Source organism: Roseixanthobacter glucoisosaccharinicivorans (assembly GCF_043195095.2).
In the GTDB taxonomy this organism is placed as follows: Bacteria; Pseudomonadota; Alphaproteobacteria; order Rhizobiales; family Xanthobacteraceae; genus NCEH01.
The window spans coordinates 4,680,835-4,697,066 of record NZ_CM195538.1; the positions used below are offsets into that span (position 1 = coordinate 4,680,835).

A 16,232-nucleotide genomic window follows, 5' to 3' on the forward strand; every position below is an offset into this window, starting at 1 on the left:
GTGTGCCGGCCCTTCGGGTTTCGCCTTCCGGGCCGCTCACATGTTCCCTATTTGTTCTTTATAGATTCCGGAACGGCGCGGGAGAGTCAAGCGCGCCGTTCGGGAGTGATCAGCGCTCGGTCAGCTTCAGCTCGATGCGCCGGTTGCGGGCCTGGGCCTCGTCCGTGGTGCCGGGGTCGATGGGCTGGTATTCGCCGAAGCCGGCGGCGATGAGATGGGTCGGCTGCACGCCCTTGGCGATCAGATATTGCACCACCGCGATCGCGCGGGCCGCCGACAATTCCCAGTTGGAGGGAAATTGCGGGGTCGAGATGGGGCGAGTGTCGGTGTGCCCGTCCACCCGCAGCGCCCAGGAAATATCCGGTGGAATCTGCTTTTCCAGATCGAGGATGGCGCCGGCGAGCTGGTCGAGCGCGGGCAGGGCCTCGGCGCGCGGGGTGGCGGAGCCGCGGTCGAAGAACACCTCGGACTGGAACACGAAGCGATCGCCGACGATGCGGATGTCCGGCCGGTTGCCGAGAATCTCGCGCAGGCGGCCGAAGAATTCGGAGCGGAATCGGCTCAGTTCCTGCACCCTCTGGGCCAGCGCCACGTTCAGCCGCTGGCCGAGGTCGGCGATGCGGGTTTGGCTTTCCTTGTCGCGCTGCTCGGAGGCGTTGAGCGCCTCTTCCAGCGCCGCCATCTGGCGCCGCAAAGCAGAGATCTGCTGGTTCAGCAATTCGATCTGGGCGAGCGCGCGGGAGGCGGCGTCCTTCTGGATGTCCACTTCACGCGAAAGAGCCTGTTCGCGCGAGGCATCGGGCGCGGCGGGTGCCGCGCTCAGCTGCCCCTTGAGGCGGTCGCGCTCGGCAGTGGTGGCGTCGAGACTGGCACGCAGGGCGCTCAATTCGCCTTCCGCCGTCAGCCCGGTCGCCCGCTCCAGGGACAGAAGCTCGGTGAGCTGGCGGATCTGCGCCTGCAATTTCTGCATGGCGTCGTCCTTGCCCGAGATGTCCTGGGTCAGGAAGAACTGGGTGATCATGAACACGGAGAGCAGGAAGATGAACACCAGCAGCAAGGTGGACAAGGCGTCCACGAAGCCGGGCCAGTAATCAATGGTGCGCTCGCGGCTGCGCCGGCCGAGGGCCATGCTCAGGCCCCCCGGCCGCCACGGCTGGGCTCCGGCTCGTCCCCGGCATAGGTGTCGAGGGTCTGGTCCAGCCGGTCGACGATGCGCCGCAATTCCTCCTGCTGGCCGGTCTGCACCTCGATCATCTGCTTCATCAGCGCCTGTTCGGAGCGCATGTGGGTGACGAGGCCCTGGAGGCTCTCGGCCAATTGGGCGACCGCCGAGGTCACGCGCTGGGAGCCGGCCTCGTTCAATGTGCGCTCCAGCTTCGCCATGGCCTCCACCAGCGGCGCCACATCCAGCTGCGGCGGGGGCGGCAGGGCGAGGGGAAGGGCGGCCGGAACACCCGAGGCCCCGCTCCCGGGGGGCAAGGCGGAGAGCGCGGGCATGCGCTCGCGCGGCATCGGCCCCACAGGATCGTGCAAATCGTCCACCGTGGTGGAGAGCCAGTCCTCAAGGTCGGTATAGAAGCGGTTCTGCGCCTGGCCAGCCTGGAGATCGAGGAAGCCGAGGATCAGCGAGCCCGCGAGGCCGAACAAGGAGGACGAGAAAGAAATGCCCATGCCGGCGAGCGGCGCGGCGAGTCCGCGCTTGATCTCGTCGAACATGGAGCCGCTGTCGGGCCGCACCTCCAGCGAGGAGATCACCCCGCCGATGGAGGAGACCGTCTCCAGCAGGCCCCAGAAGGTGCCGAGCAGGCCGAGGAACACCAGCAGGCCGGTGAGATAGCGCGCCGTGTCGCGCGCCTCGTCGAGCCGCGTGCCGATGGAATCCAGGATCGAGCGCATGGTCGCCTGGGAAATCGCCATGCGTCCCATGCGGTCGCCCAGCAGCGCGGCCATGGGCGCGAGCAGGGTGGGCGCGCGGGCAACGGCAAGGCCCGGATCGGCGAGGCGGAAGGAATTCACCCATTCCACTTCCGCGAACAGCCGCGACACCTGCCGGATGGCGAGGATGATGCCCACCGCCAGAACGCCGAAGATCACGGCGTTGAGGCCGGGATTGTTCAGGAACGCGGCCTGGATCTGCTGGTAGAGCACCGCGGCGAGGGCGGCGCAGAGCAGGAGGAAGATAATCATCCGCACCAGGAAGATGCGGGGCGAGGACACCTTCACGTACGGATCAACGACACGCGCCATTTTCGCTCCCGCAGGCCGTTCCCCTGAAGGGGGACTATGGCACAGATGGCCGCAAATGGAACCGCGCCCGGCACGCGCCGGGCAAATTGGAGCGGTGTGAAGGTAGGGCGTGGCCGTGGCGGATCGGCACGGCGCCGCGCGCGACCGGCCTCAGGCCGCCTTGAGAAGCGCCAGCAGGTCGCGCCGCATGTCCTCGTTGCCGGCGATCACGTCGCCTTTTTCCAGGATCTGGTCGCCGCCGTCGAGATCGGACACATAGCCGCCCGCCTCGCGCACCATGAGGATGCCGGCCGCCATGTCCCATGCGGAGAGATTGCGCTCCCAGAACGCGTCGAACCGCCCCGCCGCCACCCAGGCGAGGTCCAGCGCGGCGGCGCCGGTGCGGCGCAGGCCGGCGACCTGGGTCTGCACCTTGGCGAGTTCGCGGTTGAAGCGGGTGTGATCGCCCCGGCCCATGTGGGGCAGGCCGCAGCACACCACCGATTCGGCGAGCTTGCGCCGGCCCGCGACGCGCAGGCGGCGATCGTTGAGATAGGCGCCCTGTCCCTTTTCGGTGACGAACAATTCGTCGGTGACGGGATTGAAGATCACGCCGGCGAACGGCGCGCCGTTGCGCACCAGCGCCACCGAGATGGCGAACAGGGGAATGCCGTGCAGGAAGTTGGTGGTGCCGTCGAGCGGGTCGATCACCCATTCATTGGTCGGGTCGGTCCCTTCCACGCGGCCGCGCTCCTCCATCAGGAAGCTGAAGCCGGGGCGGGAGCGGGAAAGTTCCGTGAACAGGATCTCCTCGGCCTTGCGGTCCGCCGCCGAGACGAAATCCGCCGGGCCCTTCACCGATACCTGGAGATTCTCGACCTCGCCGAAATCGCGGGTGAGCCCGCGCGCGGCCTTGCGGACGGCCTGGACCATGACGGTGATGAGCGGGGAGCGGATCATTGTGCGAAAAACCATTCCTGCCATGCGGCACCGGCGCCGTCCGCCAGGGCGGATGCGCCGGCCGTGCCGCTGTGAGGGCGCAGACCCGGCGGCGCGAAGGCACTCCGCTCCTGGCCGGTTCTGCAAAAGGAGGCCGCGCGTGCGGCCGTCAATTGAATTGAGCGCGATCCTCTGCCCGTCCCGCACGGCTGCGTCAAGGCTCGACCGCGTTGGGCGTCAGGGCGATCCACTTGCGGGCGACGTCTTCCGCCTTCTTGCGATCCTCGGGCGAGAGGCTGTCCACCACCCCGTCCAGATAGGGGTCGCCGAGCCCCTGCGCCTTGGCCAGCATGTGCCAGGCGGCGGAGGCCACCTTGTTCTGCGGCGCGCCACGGCCCACCGAGAGCACGCGGGCATAGCGGTTCTGGGCGATCGCATTGCCGGCGAGCGCGGCCTTGCGGAACAAGGCGGCGCCGGCCGCCTCGTCCTTCGGCACGCCGTCGCCGTTGAAGGTGGCGATGGCGAGTTCCACCTCGGCGGTCACATGGTCCTGCTGCGCGGCGGCGGTGAGATATTTCAGGGCGGCCGCCTTGTCCGCTGGCACGCCATTGCCGGCCTTCAGCAGCACCGACAGGGCATATTGCGCGTCGGCCACGCCGCCATCGGCGCCCTGCTTGAAATAGGTCGCCGCCTTGGTGAAATCCTGCGTGACGCCGCGCCCCTGGAGATAGATCAGGCCGAGATTATAGGCGGCCGCCGGATTTCCGCCCTTGGCCGACTGCTCGAACCATTTCTGCGCGGCCGCCTCGTCGACCGCCCGGCCCTGGCCGGTCAGATTCATCATGCCGAGCGCGAACATGGCGTTCGCCGAGCCGGACTTGGCCGCCCGCTCGTACCATTGCGCGGCCTTGGCGGGATCGTAGGGCACGCCGTAGCCGCGCGCGTACAATTCCCCGAGCAGCGTCATGGCGGCGGGATCATTGCCGGCCTCGACCCGCTTCATGGCTTCCTTATAGGCGGTGAGATAATTGCCGGCCTGATAGGCGCCGAAAGCCACGTCCACGGGTCCGCTCGGCTCCGGCGCCGCGGCGGCGGGGGCCGGATTGGCGGCGGCCGCGGGGGTGGATTTGCCGCCGTTCGCCCCGTTTCCCGTCTTGGCGCCATTGCCCGTCTTGGCCGCGTTCCCGGCCTTGGTGCCGGTCTCTTTGGCCCCAGTCTCCTTGGCGCCGGTCGCGCCCGAGGCGGCGGGAGGCTTCTCGCTGGTCTGCGCCTGGGCGCTCAACGGCGCGGCGAGGCCGACCAGCAGCAGGCCGGCCACGGCGACGCGCAGCGCCGGCATCCGGCCTTGGCGCGGAGTCCCGCCCTGGCGCTGGGTTTCGCCCTGGCGCGGAGCCTTGTCGTGAAAAAGCAGGTCGCGGGCCCCGGGGCCGGTTCCGCCCCGCAGGACATGGCGCAACGCGGGCGGCCGCCTCAAGGCGCGGTCTCCACGGCGGCGATCCGGGCGGCGATTTCGGTGATCCGCGCTTCCGCGTCCGCGCCGGTGATCCAGTCGCCCGACAAGGCGACGAAATCGGCCCCGGCGCGCGCCAGTTGCTCCGCCTCCTCGGCCGAGGTGGCGACGCCCACGCAGGGCACCTCGAACACTTCCGCCCACCAGGCGATCATGTCGAGCACATCCTCGAACGGCGGGGCATCCGCCTCCCAGCCGCCGAACAGCACGTAATCGGCGCCGGCTTCTCCCGCCTCCATGGCGTCGTGCCGGGAGGTGAGGCCGCCCGCGCCCGCGATCCGCGCGGGCTTGAGGGTGCCGATGGCTTTCTTCAACGCCGCGACGCTGGAGAGATGGGCGCCGTCGGTGTCGATGTCGATCGCCACGTCGGCGCGCCCATCGACGATCAGGGCGGCGTCCGCCTCCTGGACCGGGGCCATCAGGCCGCGCAGGCGGTCCTTCTCGCCCTTGCCCTCGCCCATGCGGGCGATGACGGCGGCCATGTCTCCGGCGCGTACCCGCGCGGCGACGGCGCTGCGGCCGAGGGCCGGCGCGGCGGGAAGGATCAGCATGAGCCGGGCGCCCTGCGCCTGCTGTGTGTTCGACATGGGTCCGATCGGTCTGCCAAGAAACGGGCGAAAACACGGCCAAGGAAACGCAGCCGTGCAGGATGGCTCGAGCATGCGCGGTCGGCCAGCATTCCCAACCGGCCGGATAACGCCTTCTCTCGTAATGCTTAGGGACTGATTCCCCGACCAGCGTGTTTCAACGTGCTCTAGTCCCAGCGGACGGGAAAAAGCAAGGGCCGCCCGCCGCCAAGGGGCGCGCCAACGCGTTTCCAAGCGTTTCCCCGCCCATCGCTCCGCGCGTCCATTGCCCCCGCGCGCGGCATGAAAAAGGCCCGCCCCCGGCGGGGACGGGCCTTTCAAAAGCGGGACGGACAGGCTCAGGCGGCCTTCTGTTCCTGCGCGCTGGACCACTGGCCGAGGGCGGCGAGCGAATTCATGCGGGCGCGGTGGGTGAAGGCGGCCTGCGCGGCGCCGACATTTTCCGTCTTGCCGGACCACGCCTTCTGCGGCGCGGCCTGGAGGGCGCGGCCGTAGGAATAGGTGAGCTTCCAGGGCAGGCCGCCCAGTTTCACCATGGCGTCGAGATGGGCGGTGGCGTCCTCGTCCGACTGGCCGCCGGAGAGGAAGGCGATGCCCGGCACGGCGGACGGCACGCAGCTCTTGAGCACGCGCACGGTCTTTTCCGCCACGTCCTCCACCGAGGCCTGGGTGCGGGCCTTCTTACCCGGCACGATCATGTTGGGCTTCAGCACCATGCCTTCCAGGCGCACCCGCTGGTAATACAGCTCCTCGAACACGGTCTTGAGGACCCATTCGGTGACTTCGTAGCAGCGGTCGATGCCGTGATCGCCGTCCATCAGCACTTCCGGCTCGACGATCGGGACGATCTTGTTTTCCTGGCACAGGGCCGCATAGCGGGCCAGCGCATGGGCGTTGGCGCGCAGCGCGGTGTAGCTCGGGATGCCGGCGCCGATGTCGATCACCGCGCGCCATTTCGCGAACCGGGCGCCGAGGTCGTAATATTCCTTCAGCCGGCCGCCGAGGCCGTCGAGCCCCTCGGTGATGGTCTCGCCGGGGCAGAAGGCGAGGGGCTTGGCGCCCGCGTCCACCTTGATGCCGGGGATCGCGCCGGCATCCTGGATCAGCTGCACCAGGGGCGTGCCGTCCTTGGCCTTCTGGCGGATGGTCTCGTCGAACAGGATGACGCCGGAAATGTAGTCCTGCATCGCTTCCTTGGTGCGGAACATCAGCTCGCGATAGTCGCGGCGATTGTCCTCGGTGTTCTCGACGCCGATGGCGTCGAACCGCTTCTTGATGGTGCTGGTGCTCTCGTCTGCGGCCAGGATGCCCTTGCCGTCGGCCACCATTTTCTGCGCGATCGCGTCAAGCTCAGCCGTCATCATGTAAGTCCACCCATCTGAAAAGCCGCTTTTCGCGGCCGATTTGACCCTGGAACCGATTTTAGTAAACCCGCCTCAGCGGCGCAGCGCCTCGACGCCGGGCAGCGACTTGCCTTCCAGCCATTCCAGGAACGCGCCGCCGGCGGTCGAAACATAAGAGAAGTCGTCGGCCGCGCCGGCGTGGTTCAGCGCCGCCACCGTGTCGCCGCCACCGGCGACCGAGATCAGCCGCCCCTCGGTGGTGGCCTTGCCGACCGCCTGCGCCACCGCCACCGTCGCCGCATCGAACGGGGTCAGCTCGAATGCGCCGAACGGGCCGTTCCACACCACCGTCTTCACGGTGCCTAGCTTGCGCTTCACCAGCTCGACCGTGGCCGGGCCGGCATCGAGGATCATCTCGTCGGCGGCCACATCATCAATACCGGCGATGCGGTGCGGCGCGTGGGCGGCGAAGGTCTTCGCCACCACCACATCCACCGGCAGCACGATCTCGCAGCCGCGGGCCTTGGCCTTTTCCAGAATGTCGCGGGCGGTATCGGCGAGATCATGCTCGCACAGCGACTTGCCCACCGCATGGCCCTGCGCGGCCAGGAAGGTGTTGGCCATGCCGCCGGCGATCACCAGCACATCCACCTTGCGGCAGAGGTTGCCCAGCAATTCCAGTTTGGTGGAGACCTTGGCGCCGCCCACCACCGCGAGCACGGGGCGCTCGGGGGCTTCCAGCGCCTTGGTGAGGGCCTCGATCTCGCTCTGCATGGCGCGGCCGGCATAGGCCGGCAACTTGTGGGCAAGGCCCTCGGTGGAGGCGTGGGAGCGATGGGCGGTCGAGAAGCTGTCGTTCACATAGAGATCGCCCAGCTTGGCGAGGGCGCCGATGAAATCGGCGGCGTTCTTCTCCTCGCCGGCATGGAAGCGGGTGTTCTCCAGCACCAGCACACCGCCGGCCGGCAGGTTGGCGACGGCCTGCTCCGCCTCCGGGCCGATGCAGTCATGCGCGAAGCCCACCGCGGCACCGAGCCGCTCGCGTACCGCCGGCATCACGGCGCCGAGGGACTGGCTCTCGTCGCGGCCCTTGGGGCGGCCGAAATGGGAGAGCAGGATCGCCCGCCCGCCGCCATGGGTAATGTCCCGCACCGTCGGCATGATGGCCTGGATGCGGGTGTCGTCGGTGACCCGGTCCCCATCCATGGGGACGTTGAGATCGACCCGGACCAGCACGGTCTTCCCAGTGAGGTCCGCATCGTCGAGCGTGCGGAAGGCGGTGATGTCGGCGTCGGCGATGGCGGTCATGATGATGCCTCCCTCAGCCGCCGGTCAGCCCAGCTTTCCCAGTGCCACCGCCGTGTCCGCCATGCGGTTCGAGAAGCCCCATTCATTGTCGTACCAGGAAAGGACGCGCACCAGCGTGCCGTCCATCACCTTGGTCTGGTCCATGTGGAAGGTGGACGAATGGGGATCGTGGTTGAAGTCGATGGAGACGTTCGGGGCCAGCGTATAGTTCAGCACGCCCTTCAGCTCGTTCTCGGCGGCGCGCTTGATGGCTTCGTTGATCTCGGCGACCGTGGTCGCGCGCTTGGCGACGAACTTCAGGTCGATGACCGATACGTTCGGGGTCGGCACGCGGATCGAGACGCCGTCCAGCTTGCCGTTCAGCTCCGGCAGCACCAGGCCCACCGCCTTGGCGGCGCCGGTGGAGGTCGGGATCATGGAAAGGGCGGCGGCGCGGGCGCGGTAGAGGTCCTTGTGCACCTGGTCCAGCGAGGGCTGGTCGTTGGTGTAGGAATGCACCGTGGTCATGAAGCCGTGCTGGATACCGACGGCATCGTTCAGCACCTTCGCCACCGGGGCGAGGCAATTGGTGGTGCAGGAGGCGTTGGAGACCACGACATGCTCGCCCGTGAGCTTCTCGTGGTTGACGCCATAGACCACCGTGATGTCGGCGCCTTCGGCCGGGGCCGAGACCAGCACGCGCTTGGCGCCCGCGGTCAGATGGGCCGAGGCCTTTTCCTTGCTGGTGAAGATGCCGGTGCATTCGAGCGCGATGTCGACGCCCAGCTCCCGATGGGGCAGCTGCGCGGGATCGCGCACGGCGGTCACCTTGATCTTGCCCTGGCCGCAATCAATGGTGTCGCCGTCCACCACCACCTGGGCGGGGAAGCGGCCGTGCACGCTGTCGAAGCGCAGCAGATGGGCGTTGGTCTCCACCGGGGCGAGGTCGTTGATGGCGACGACCTGGATGTCGGTGCGGCCCGATTCGATGATGGCGCGCAGCACGTTGCGTCCGATACGACCGAAACCGTTGATGGCCACCTTCACCGTCATGTCATCCTCCATTGGCCGACCCTTCAGGCCGAGGCCATATCTTGACCATTCAAGACGCCGCGCACGCGCGCCGCGCCATTCGTGAGGTCCCGCTTGCGCGTGGCCCGATCCGGTTGGAACCCTGCACCCTCCCTGAAGAGCGCCGGGCTCCTTAAAACAGTTTGGTGCGGCTCAATCCTGGCGCAGTTGCGCCAGAGCCGCGGCAACCACGGCCTCAGCCGTAATGCCGAAATGCTGATAGAGTTCCTTCGCCGGGGCGCTGGCGCCGAAGCTGCTCATGCCGATGAAGGCGGCATCCGAGCCGATGATCGCGTCCCAGCCCATGCGGATGGCGGCTTCGATGCCAACCTTGGCCGGAGCGTCGCCGATCACGGCGCGCCGTTCCGCCGCAGGGCGGGCGAGGAAAAGCTCGAACGAGGGCACCGAGACCACGCGGGTGGCGACACCCTGCGCTTCCAGCAGCTTCTGCGCCTCGACCGCGAGCGAGACTTCCGAGCCAGTGGCGAACAGCGAGACCTGCGCCTTCCCTGAGGCCGGGCTGATCTCATAGGCGCCTTCCGACGAGCGGTTCGTGTCGTCGGTGGAACGCAGCAGGGGGAGATTCTGGCGCGAGAGGATCAGCGCGCTCGGCCGGTCCTTGGCCTTCAGCGCGATCTCCCAGGCTTCCGCCGTCTCCACCGTATCGGCCGGGCGCAGCACCAGCAGGCCGGGAATGGCACGCAGGGCCGCGAGATGCTCCACCGGCTGGTGGGTGGGGCCATCTTCGCCGAGGCCGATGGAATCGTGGGTGAGCACGTGGATCGCCTGCGTCCCCATCAGCGCCGCGAGGCGGATCGAGGGGCGGGAATAATCGGAGAACACCAGGAAGGTGCCGGAATAAGGAATGATGCCGCCGTGCAGCGCCAGCCCGTTCATGGCGGCAGCCATGCCGTGCTCGCGCACGCCCCAATGGACGAAGGTGCCGGCGAAATCGTCCGGCGAAATGGCCTTCATGCCCTTGGCGCGGGTGTTGTTGGAGCCGGTGAGATCGGCCGAGCCGCCGAGCATTTCCGGCACCACCGGGGTGAGGGCGTCCAGCACGATTTCCGAGGACTTGCGGGTCGCCACCGCGCCGCCGTCGGCCACCGCCTTGGCCTTGGCGGCCTTCACTGCCGCGTCGAGGCCGGCCGGCAGGGTGCCAGAGACGCGGCGCTCGAACTCGCCCTTGTCGTCGGCGGGCAGCGCGGCGAGGCGCTCGGCCCAGGCGCTGCGGGCGGAGGAGCTGCGGGCGGCGGCTTGCGCCCAGGCCTTGCGCGCATCGTCCGGGATCTCGAACGCGCCGGCTTCCCAGCCGAGCGCGGCGCGGGTCGCGGCGATCTCTGCGGCGCCGAGCGGCGAGCCGTGGGCCTTTTCCGAACCCGCCTTGGCGGGGGAGCCGAAGCCGATGGTGGTGCGGCAGGCGATCAGGGTCGGCCGGTCAGAGGCCTTGGCGGCTTCGAGCGCGGCGCGGATGGCCACCGGATCATGCCCGTCCACGCGGGTCGTCGCCCAATTGGAGGCGGCGAAGCGGGCGAGCTGGTCGGTCGAGCCGGAAATCGAGGTCGCGCCGTCGATGGAGATGCGGTTGTCGTCCCACATCACGATCAGCTTGGAGAGCTTCATGTGGCCGGCGAGGTCGATGGCCTCCTGGCTGATGCCTTCCATCAGATCGCCGTCGGAGGCGAGCACGTAGGTATAGTGGTCCACGACCGAGGCGCCGAAGCGGGCCGCCATCAGGCGCTCGCCCATGGCCATGCCGACGGCGGTGGAGATGCCCTGGCCGAGCGGGCCGGTGGTGGTCTCGATGCCCGGGGTGATGAAGTTTTCCGGATGGCCGGGCGTGAGCGAGCCCAGCTGGCGGAATTTCTTGATCTCTTCAATGCTCACGCCCTCCACGCCCAGCAGATGCAGCAAGGCATAGAGCAGCATGGAGCCGTGGCCGGCGGAGAGCACGAAGCGGTCGCGGTCCGGCCATTTCGGGTCCGCGGGATCGAACTTGATGATGTCGGAGAACAGGACCGTGGCGATGTCTGCGGCACCCATGGGCAGGCCGGGGTGACCGGAATTCGCGGCTTCCACGGCATCAATGGCGAGGAAGCGGATGGCGTTGGCCATGCGGTCATGGCGTTCGCGACTGGACATGCGGGGCAGGTCTCCGGCGCCCGGGGCGCCTTTATGGGCAACAAGAGCCAAGCGGCAGATGCCGCGGCGCGGCAGTGATAGCAGCGCTGCCCGGGGTGTCAAACGCAGCGGAAGTCGCAGGTCAAGGGATCGTGCCCCGCAAAGGCCGCGCCGGATGGTCGCGGCCTGGGTGCGCACGCCGTGTTGCCATTTGTTCGCAAAGGCATTTTTTCCCGCAGCGCGGCACGCCGGTAAGGTCCACCCGTGCCGGTGTCGTCGCGCCGATCTTGTCGCAGGATTATTTCCCCGCTTTGGCCAGCAGCGCGCGCAGCGTCTCCCGCCCGCCGCCCCATTGCACATCCGCGATGCGCCAGCCGGCGCCGGTGCGTACCACTTTGTAGACGATCGACTTGGTCTCGTCGAAATTCAGGAATTGCGCGGTCACCAGCGCCTCGCTGCGCGAGACATTCTTGGTCTGGTAGGTGATCGGGGAAAGCTCGAAATCCTGCCCGTCGATGAAGGGGTCGAAATCGAGGCGCGGCGCGTCGCGCTTGGCGTCGGCCACCAGCAGCTTCGCCAGGGCCGGGTCGAAATAGGCCTTGGTGGTCGCGGGGTCGTTATAGTCGAAGCTCACCGCCGTTTCCGGGGCGGTCTCGAAATAATGCTGGTAGAGCGCGCGCACCACGGCGTCCGGGGTTTGCTCGCTCTGGCTTGCTTGGGCCGCCTGAGCCGAGGCGGGCGTGGGCTTTGCGCCCTGCGCCGCCGCCGGGACGGCCTGCGCCCAGGCGAGCAGAGCGGCGGCGATCATCACCGGCAGGATCCGCCACGTCATTCGCTTCATGCACAGCGCGGCGGCGCCCCGCGCTCCGCCATTTCCCGTTTTACCCATCGCGTCCCCACCCATCGCGTCCTGCTTCATTGCGGTCCGGTGCGCGGCGGGTTTCGCCCCTCCGGCCGGCCAGCGGTCTCTTGCTCGCCCTAATTCCCGTTGACAAGTGGCAAGACGGCTCTGTTTTCGCTCCGACTCAGCTACACTCGAATTTCATGTATGCCTTGAAGCAACGCCCGGCCGAAACTGGACCCATCGAAACGGCAACGCAGCGCCTCAACGCCGCGCTCGATGCCTTGACCGACGCTCTGGAGCGGCGGCGCGATGCCGATCGCCACCAGCAGGCCTTGCTGGCGCAGCTTCATGCCATGGGCAACGACCGCGCCCGCCTCGCCGAGGAGCTGGACGGCGCGCGCGAGAAGGTGGCGGAGCTGGGCGAGGTGGCGCAGGAAGTCACGCGGCGGCTGGATGTGGCCATGAGCACGATCCGCGACGTGCTCGCGACCCACGGCGGATAATATGGCGCAAGTCAGCGTCACCATCGCCGGCCGCTATTATCGCATGGCCTGCGACGAGGGACAGGAAGAGCATCTCATCCGCCTCGCGCGCGACATCGACAGCCGCATCGCCCAGTTGCGCACCGCCTTCGGCGAGATCGGCGACCAGCGGCTCACCGTCATGGCCGCCGTCACCATTGCCGACGAACTGGCCGAGGCGCGCAACCGCATCCGCGCGCTGGAAAGCGACATCGAGGGCCAGCGCGATGCCCGCGCCTCCGCGCTCGCCCGCATGGAAGCCAGCGAGGAAGCCGTCGCCCGCTCCATCGACGAGGTGGCCGAGCGCCTGGAAAAGCTCGCCCGCGAGGTGGGCCCGGCGCCCACCGCCAATGTCGGCATGGGCTAGAACCGATCGACAGTCATGGCTTGACGCCGTTGCAGCAGAGCATCGTCATGCACGGGCTGGTCCGGTGCATCCACGCGGCACCGCTGGCGCCGACTTTTCAAGGTCCGTGCGGGCGGCCCGGCGCGGATGGCCGGGACAGGCCCGGCCATGACGGCTGGTGAAAGACGGACCTTCGCGCGCCTGTGCCTTGAGGCGCTTCGACGAATGCATCCCGCCGCTGAAGGTCGATCCGTGGCAGGGCCGATCGACAGTCATGGTTGAGGCCGTTGCAGCAGAGCATCGTCATGCACGGGCTCGTCCGGTGCATCCACGCGGCACCGCTGGCGCCGACTTTTCAAGGTCCGTGCGGCGGCCCGGCGCGGATGGCCGGGACAGGCCCGGCCATGACGGTCGGTGAAAGACGGACCTTCGCGTCCATGTGCCGTCAGCCGTCTCGACGAATGCATCCCGTCGCTGAAGGTCGATCCATCCTGATCCGCACCGGCGCATCCGGTTCGGGCTGCGCGCGATTTTGTTACCTGGGTAAATTTCAAACCGCCTCTGGCGTCCGGGCCGCGGCGGGCCTACATTCAATCGGCGGGGCTGTGGGGTTCGTTAGGAGAACATTCCCCGGGGCCTTATCGATCCTTAAGGGAGCTGTACCTGACCTTGCCCGTGGGCTTGGCCATACGGCGCCCACCTACGCTGTAGGTTTCCCGGGATCGACCTCCGACGGCTTTTGCGGCTCCGCACATGACTTTTTCGCCTTCCGCTTCCCGATCTTCCGCTCTCGGTACAACTGCCCTCGGCGCGGACGACCCCGCGTCGCAACGCGAAGCGACCGCGCGGCGGGAAAAAAAGGTGGCCTTGCGCCGGTCCGCGCTCGCCCGGCGCGCCGCCATGGGCGAAGAGGAGCGGTCCCACGCCTCCCAGCGCGCCGCGCTCCACGCTATGTCGCTGCTTGAGGATGTGCGCGGCCATTCGGTGGCGCTGTTCGCGCCGTTCCGCGATGAAATCGACACCGCCCCGCTTGCCGCCTTGCTGTGGGATGCGGGGGCGATCGTCGCCCTGCCCGTGGTGCTGAGCCGGGACGAACCTTTGTTGTTCCGCCGCTGGCAGGCGGGCGACGTGCTCGATCTCGCGGGCGCCTATCGCATTCCCACCCCTTCACCCGACGCGCCGGAGGTGGTGCCGCAAGTGCTCGTCGTACCGCTCGCGGCGTTCGATGCCCGCGGCTTCCGCATCGGCTATGGCGCGGGCCATTACGACCGCACCCTCGCCGGATTGCGCGCGCGTGGCCCGGTGCGGGCCTTCGGCTATGCGTTTTCCTGCCAGGAAGTGCCCCAGGTGCCCGAAGAGCCCCATGACGAACGGGTGGACGGGATGATAACGGAGGCGGGGGTTTTTCTCTGCGGCGGTTGAGCGGCTGATATGCGTATTCTGTTCCTGGGCGATGTGGTGGGCCGGCCCGGCCGCGAGGCCCTGACCTCCCGCCTGCCGGGCCTGATCGCCCAATGGCAATTGGACCTCGTGGTGGTGAATGGCGAGAATGCCGCCGGCGGCTTCGGCATCACCGAATCCATCTATGAGGATTTTCGCGCCGCCGGGGCGGATGCCGTCACGCTGGGCAACCACGCCTTCGACCAGCGCGAGGCCCTGGTGTTCATCGAGCGGGTGGACCGGCTGGTGCGCCCGGCCAATTATCCGGCCGGCACGCCGGGGCGCGGCGCCATTCTGGTGGAAGCCAAGAACGGCGCCCGCGTGCTGGTGGCCAACATCATGGGCCGCACCTTCATGGATCCCATGGACGACCCTTTCGCCGCCCTCGACCGGGTGCTGGAAGGGGCGGAACTCGGCCATATGGTGGATGCGGCGGTGATCGACTTCCACGCGGAGACCACCAGCGAGAAACAGGCCTTCGGCCATTATTGCGACGGTCGCGCCACCCTGGTGGTCGGCACCCACACCCATGTGCCGACCGCAGATCACCGTATCCTTTCCGGCGGCACGGCGTTCTGCACCGATGTTGGCATGTGCGGGGCCTATGACGGGGTGATAGGCATGGAGAAGGAGGAGCCCTTGCGGCGCTTCACGCGCAAGATCGGCTCCGGCCGGTTCGAGCCGGCCTCCGGCCCGGCCAGCCTTTCGGGCCTGGCGGTGGAGAGCGACGACCGCACCGGGCTTGCCGTGAAAGTCGCGGCGGTGCGGCTCGGCGGGGTGCTTGAGGAGGCCCGGCCGGGCTTCTGGGAAAACTGACGAAGCGGAATCCTTGAGGGGCTTCCTTGCCCTTCGCCCATTGGCCGACCTATAAGGCCGGCTTCATACAAGAAGGCCCGGCTCGTGCGGCGCCGCCAGATGGCGCGCGGAGCCGAGGCTCCAACGCAAATCGGAGGCGGTCATGGCCGGACATTCACAGTTCAAGAACATCATGCACCGCAAGGGCAAGCAGGACGCGGTGCGCTCCAAGCTGTTCTCCAAGCTGGCGCGCGAAATCACCGTGTCGGCCAAGATGGGCCTGCCCGACCCCAACATGAATGCCCGCTTGCGCGCCGCGATTCTCGCCGCCCGCGCGGAAAACATGCCCAAGGACAATATCGAGCGCGCCATCAAGAAGGCCGGCGGCGCCGACAGCGAGAATTACGAAGAGATCCGCTACGAGGGCTACGGCCCCGGCGGTGTCGCGGTGATCGTCGAGACGCTGACCGATAATCGCAACCGCACGGCGGGCGAGGTACGCTCTTATTTCACCAAGTCGGGCGGAAACCTCGCGGAAACCGGCGCGGTCTCGTTCATGTTCGACCGGGTCGGGCTGATCGAGTTCGACCCCGCCAAGGCCAGTGCCGACGCCATGCTGGAAGCGGCCATCGACGCAGGCGCGGACGATGTCGCCTCCTCCGAGCATGGGCATGAGGTGATCTGCGCGGTGGAAAATCTCAACGAGGTCCAGCGCCAGCTTGAACTGAAGTTCGGCGAGCCGCGCAAGGCGGGTCTCGTGTGGCGCCCGCAGAACAATATCGCGGTGGACGACGAGACCGCCGAAAAGCTTCTGCGGCTGGTGGATTCGCTCGAGGACAACGACGACGTCCAGAGCGTCACGGCCAATTTCGAGCTGTCGGACGCGATGATCGCGAAGATGACCGACTAGGACGTTTCAGCGGGGCATGACGGGGATCGCGCGCGTTTCCCATGGGCGGGAGTGACTGAGCCCCTCGCGGTGCGGCCGCGAGGGACCGGATGCCTCTTTTCGCGGGTGTGGGGCTTGCGGCGCGCGTCTCACCTCCTCCCGGTGCGGCCCGGGGTGGCCCTGCCGCGGCGCGGGGCCGCCGAGGTGCCCTGATGACGCGGCCTTGCTGCCCGCCGGGTGTCCGCGCACGCGGAGGTGCTGTCGCACCGCCCGCCGCGTCGCGCCCGCGCGGTGGGGCAGAACCCTTGTCCCT

15 protein-coding genes and 1 other RNA gene are annotated in these 16,232 nt (G+C 68.1%); 6 read left to right on the forward strand and 10 right to left on the reverse strand.

The features are described 5' to 3' along the window. Positions 1–109: 109 nt before the first annotated feature. The 10 genes from V5F78_RS21575 to V5F78_RS21620 form a co-directional block, all read right to left on the reverse strand. The gene (locus tag V5F78_RS21575) at positions 110–1,129 is read right to left on the reverse strand and encodes a peptidoglycan -binding protein (RefSeq protein WP_394071936.1); all 1,020 of its coding nucleotides are present in this window, start codon (positions 1,127–1,129) and stop codon (positions 110–112) included. 2 nt (positions 1,130–1,131) lie between these two features. Then, on the reverse strand, positions 1,132–2,247 hold the full coding sequence (locus V5F78_RS21580) for a flagellar motor protein MotA (RefSeq protein WP_394071935.1): 1,116 nt from the start codon (positions 2,245–2,247) through the stop codon (positions 1,132–1,134). Positions 2,248–2,397: 150 nt separating this feature from the next. After that, positions 2,398–3,186, reverse strand: coding sequence for an inositol monophosphatase family protein (locus tag V5F78_RS21585; RefSeq protein ID WP_394071934.1), 789 nt, complete (start codon positions 3,184–3,186; stop codon positions 2,398–2,400). Between the two features lie 193 nt (positions 3,187–3,379). Next, a complete protein-coding gene (locus V5F78_RS21590; protein WP_394071933.1) occupies positions 3,380–4,639 on the reverse strand; it encodes a tetratricopeptide repeat protein in 1,260 nt (419 codons plus the stop codon). Next, positions 4,636–5,262, reverse strand: coding sequence for a thiamine phosphate synthase (locus V5F78_RS21595; RefSeq protein ID WP_394071932.1), 627 nt, complete (start codon positions 5,260–5,262; stop codon positions 4,636–4,638). Before V5F78_RS21595 ends, V5F78_RS21590 begins: the two co-directional genes overlap by 4 nt. Positions 5,263–5,600: 338 nt before the next feature. Then, a complete protein-coding gene (locus tag V5F78_RS21600; RefSeq protein WP_394071931.1) occupies positions 5,601–6,626 on the reverse strand; it encodes a class I fructose-bisphosphate aldolase in 1,026 nt (341 codons plus the stop codon). 72 nt (positions 6,627–6,698) lie between these two features. After that, on the reverse strand, positions 6,699–7,889 hold the full coding sequence (locus tag V5F78_RS21605; RefSeq protein ID WP_394071968.1) for a phosphoglycerate kinase: 1,191 nt from the start codon (positions 7,887–7,889) through the stop codon (positions 6,699–6,701). Between the two features lie 48 nt (positions 7,890–7,937). Further along, entirely contained in the window at positions 7,938–8,945 is a 1,008-nt protein-coding gene (gene gap, locus V5F78_RS21610) for a type I glyceraldehyde-3-phosphate dehydrogenase (protein WP_394071930.1), read from the reverse strand. Between the two features lie 171 nt (positions 8,946–9,116). After that, positions 9,117–11,105: a transketolase gene (gene tkt, locus V5F78_RS21615; protein ID WP_394071929.1), complete on the reverse strand. Its 1,989-nt coding sequence runs from the start codon at positions 11,103–11,105 to the stop codon at positions 9,117–9,119. Positions 11,106–11,382: 277 nt separating this feature from the next. Beyond that, positions 11,383–11,916, reverse strand: coding sequence for a DUF3828 domain-containing protein (locus V5F78_RS21620; protein ID WP_394071928.1), 534 nt, complete (start codon positions 11,914–11,916; stop codon positions 11,383–11,385). Between the two features lie 212 nt (positions 11,917–12,128). On the opposite strand from V5F78_RS21620, the gene V5F78_RS21625 reads away from it, so the two are divergent. The 6 genes from V5F78_RS21625 (at position 12,129) to V5F78_RS21650 (ending at position 15,940) form a co-directional block, all read left to right on the forward strand. After that, the gene (locus V5F78_RS21625) at positions 12,129–12,431 is read left to right on the forward strand and encodes a DUF4164 domain-containing protein (protein WP_394071927.1); all 303 of its coding nucleotides are present in this window, start codon (positions 12,129–12,131) and stop codon (positions 12,429–12,431) included. Position 12,432: 1 nt separating this feature from the next. Continuing rightward, positions 12,433–12,816 carry a cell division protein ZapA gene (locus tag V5F78_RS21630; RefSeq protein WP_348845882.1) on the forward strand — a complete coding sequence of 128 codons (384 nt, stop codon included), beginning with the start codon at positions 12,433–12,435 and terminating at the stop codon, positions 12,814–12,816. A 576-nt stretch (positions 12,817–13,392) separates the two neighbouring features. Further along, a non-coding RNA gene (ssrS, locus tag V5F78_RS21635) (6S RNA) lies at positions 13,393–13,547 on the forward strand. Positions 13,548–13,656: 109 nt separating this feature from the next. Continuing rightward, complete coding sequence (locus V5F78_RS21640) at positions 13,657–14,217, forward strand: 5-formyltetrahydrofolate cyclo-ligase (protein WP_394071926.1); 561 nt, start codon at positions 13,657–13,659, stop codon at positions 14,215–14,217. A 9-nt stretch (positions 14,218–14,226) separates the two neighbouring features. Next, positions 14,227–15,051 carry a TIGR00282 family metallophosphoesterase gene (locus V5F78_RS21645; protein ID WP_394071925.1) on the forward strand — a complete coding sequence of 275 codons (825 nt, stop codon included), beginning with the start codon at positions 14,227–14,229 and terminating at the stop codon, positions 15,049–15,051. 142 nt (positions 15,052–15,193) lie between these two features. Beyond that, entirely contained in the window at positions 15,194–15,940 is a 747-nt protein-coding gene (locus V5F78_RS21650) for a YebC/PmpR family DNA-binding transcriptional regulator (RefSeq protein ID WP_394071924.1), read from the forward strand. Positions 15,941–16,232: the final 292 nt, after the last annotated feature.

Coding starts and splice junctions, on each gene's coding strand:
- V5F78_RS21630 (WP_348845882.1), top strand. CDS start 12,433: ATGGCGCAAGTCAGCGTCACCATCGCCGGCCGCTATTATCGCATGGCC.
- V5F78_RS21650 (WP_394071924.1), top strand. CDS start 15,194: ATGGCCGGACATTCACAGTTCAAGAACATCATGCACCGCAAGGGCAAG.
- V5F78_RS21575 (WP_394071936.1), bottom strand. CDS start 1,129: ATGGCCCTCGGCCGGCGCAGCCGCGAGCGCACCATTGATTACTGGCCC.
- tkt (WP_394071929.1), bottom strand. CDS start 11,105: ATGTCCAGTCGCGAACGCCATGACCGCATGGCCAACGCCATCCGCTTC.
- V5F78_RS21595 (WP_394071932.1), bottom strand. CDS start 5,262: ATGTCGAACACACAGCAGGCGCAGGGCGCCCGGCTCATGCTGATCCTT.
- V5F78_RS21600 (WP_394071931.1), bottom strand. CDS start 6,626: ATGATGACGGCTGAGCTTGACGCGATCGCGCAGAAAATGGTGGCCGAC.
- V5F78_RS21625 (WP_394071927.1), top strand. CDS start 12,129: ATGTATGCCTTGAAGCAACGCCCGGCCGAAACTGGACCCATCGAAACG.
- V5F78_RS21645 (WP_394071925.1), top strand. CDS start 14,227: ATGCGTATTCTGTTCCTGGGCGATGTGGTGGGCCGGCCCGGCCGCGAG.
- gap (WP_394071930.1), bottom strand. CDS start 8,945: ATGACGGTGAAGGTGGCCATCAACGGTTTCGGTCGTATCGGACGCAAC.
- V5F78_RS21620 (WP_394071928.1), bottom strand. CDS start 11,916: ATGACGTGGCGGATCCTGCCGGTGATGATCGCCGCCGCTCTGCTCGCC.
- V5F78_RS21585 (WP_394071934.1), bottom strand. CDS start 3,186: ATGATCCGCTCCCCGCTCATCACCGTCATGGTCCAGGCCGTCCGCAAG.
- V5F78_RS21580 (WP_394071935.1), bottom strand. CDS start 2,247: ATGGCGCGTGTCGTTGATCCGTACGTGAAGGTGTCCTCGCCCCGCATC.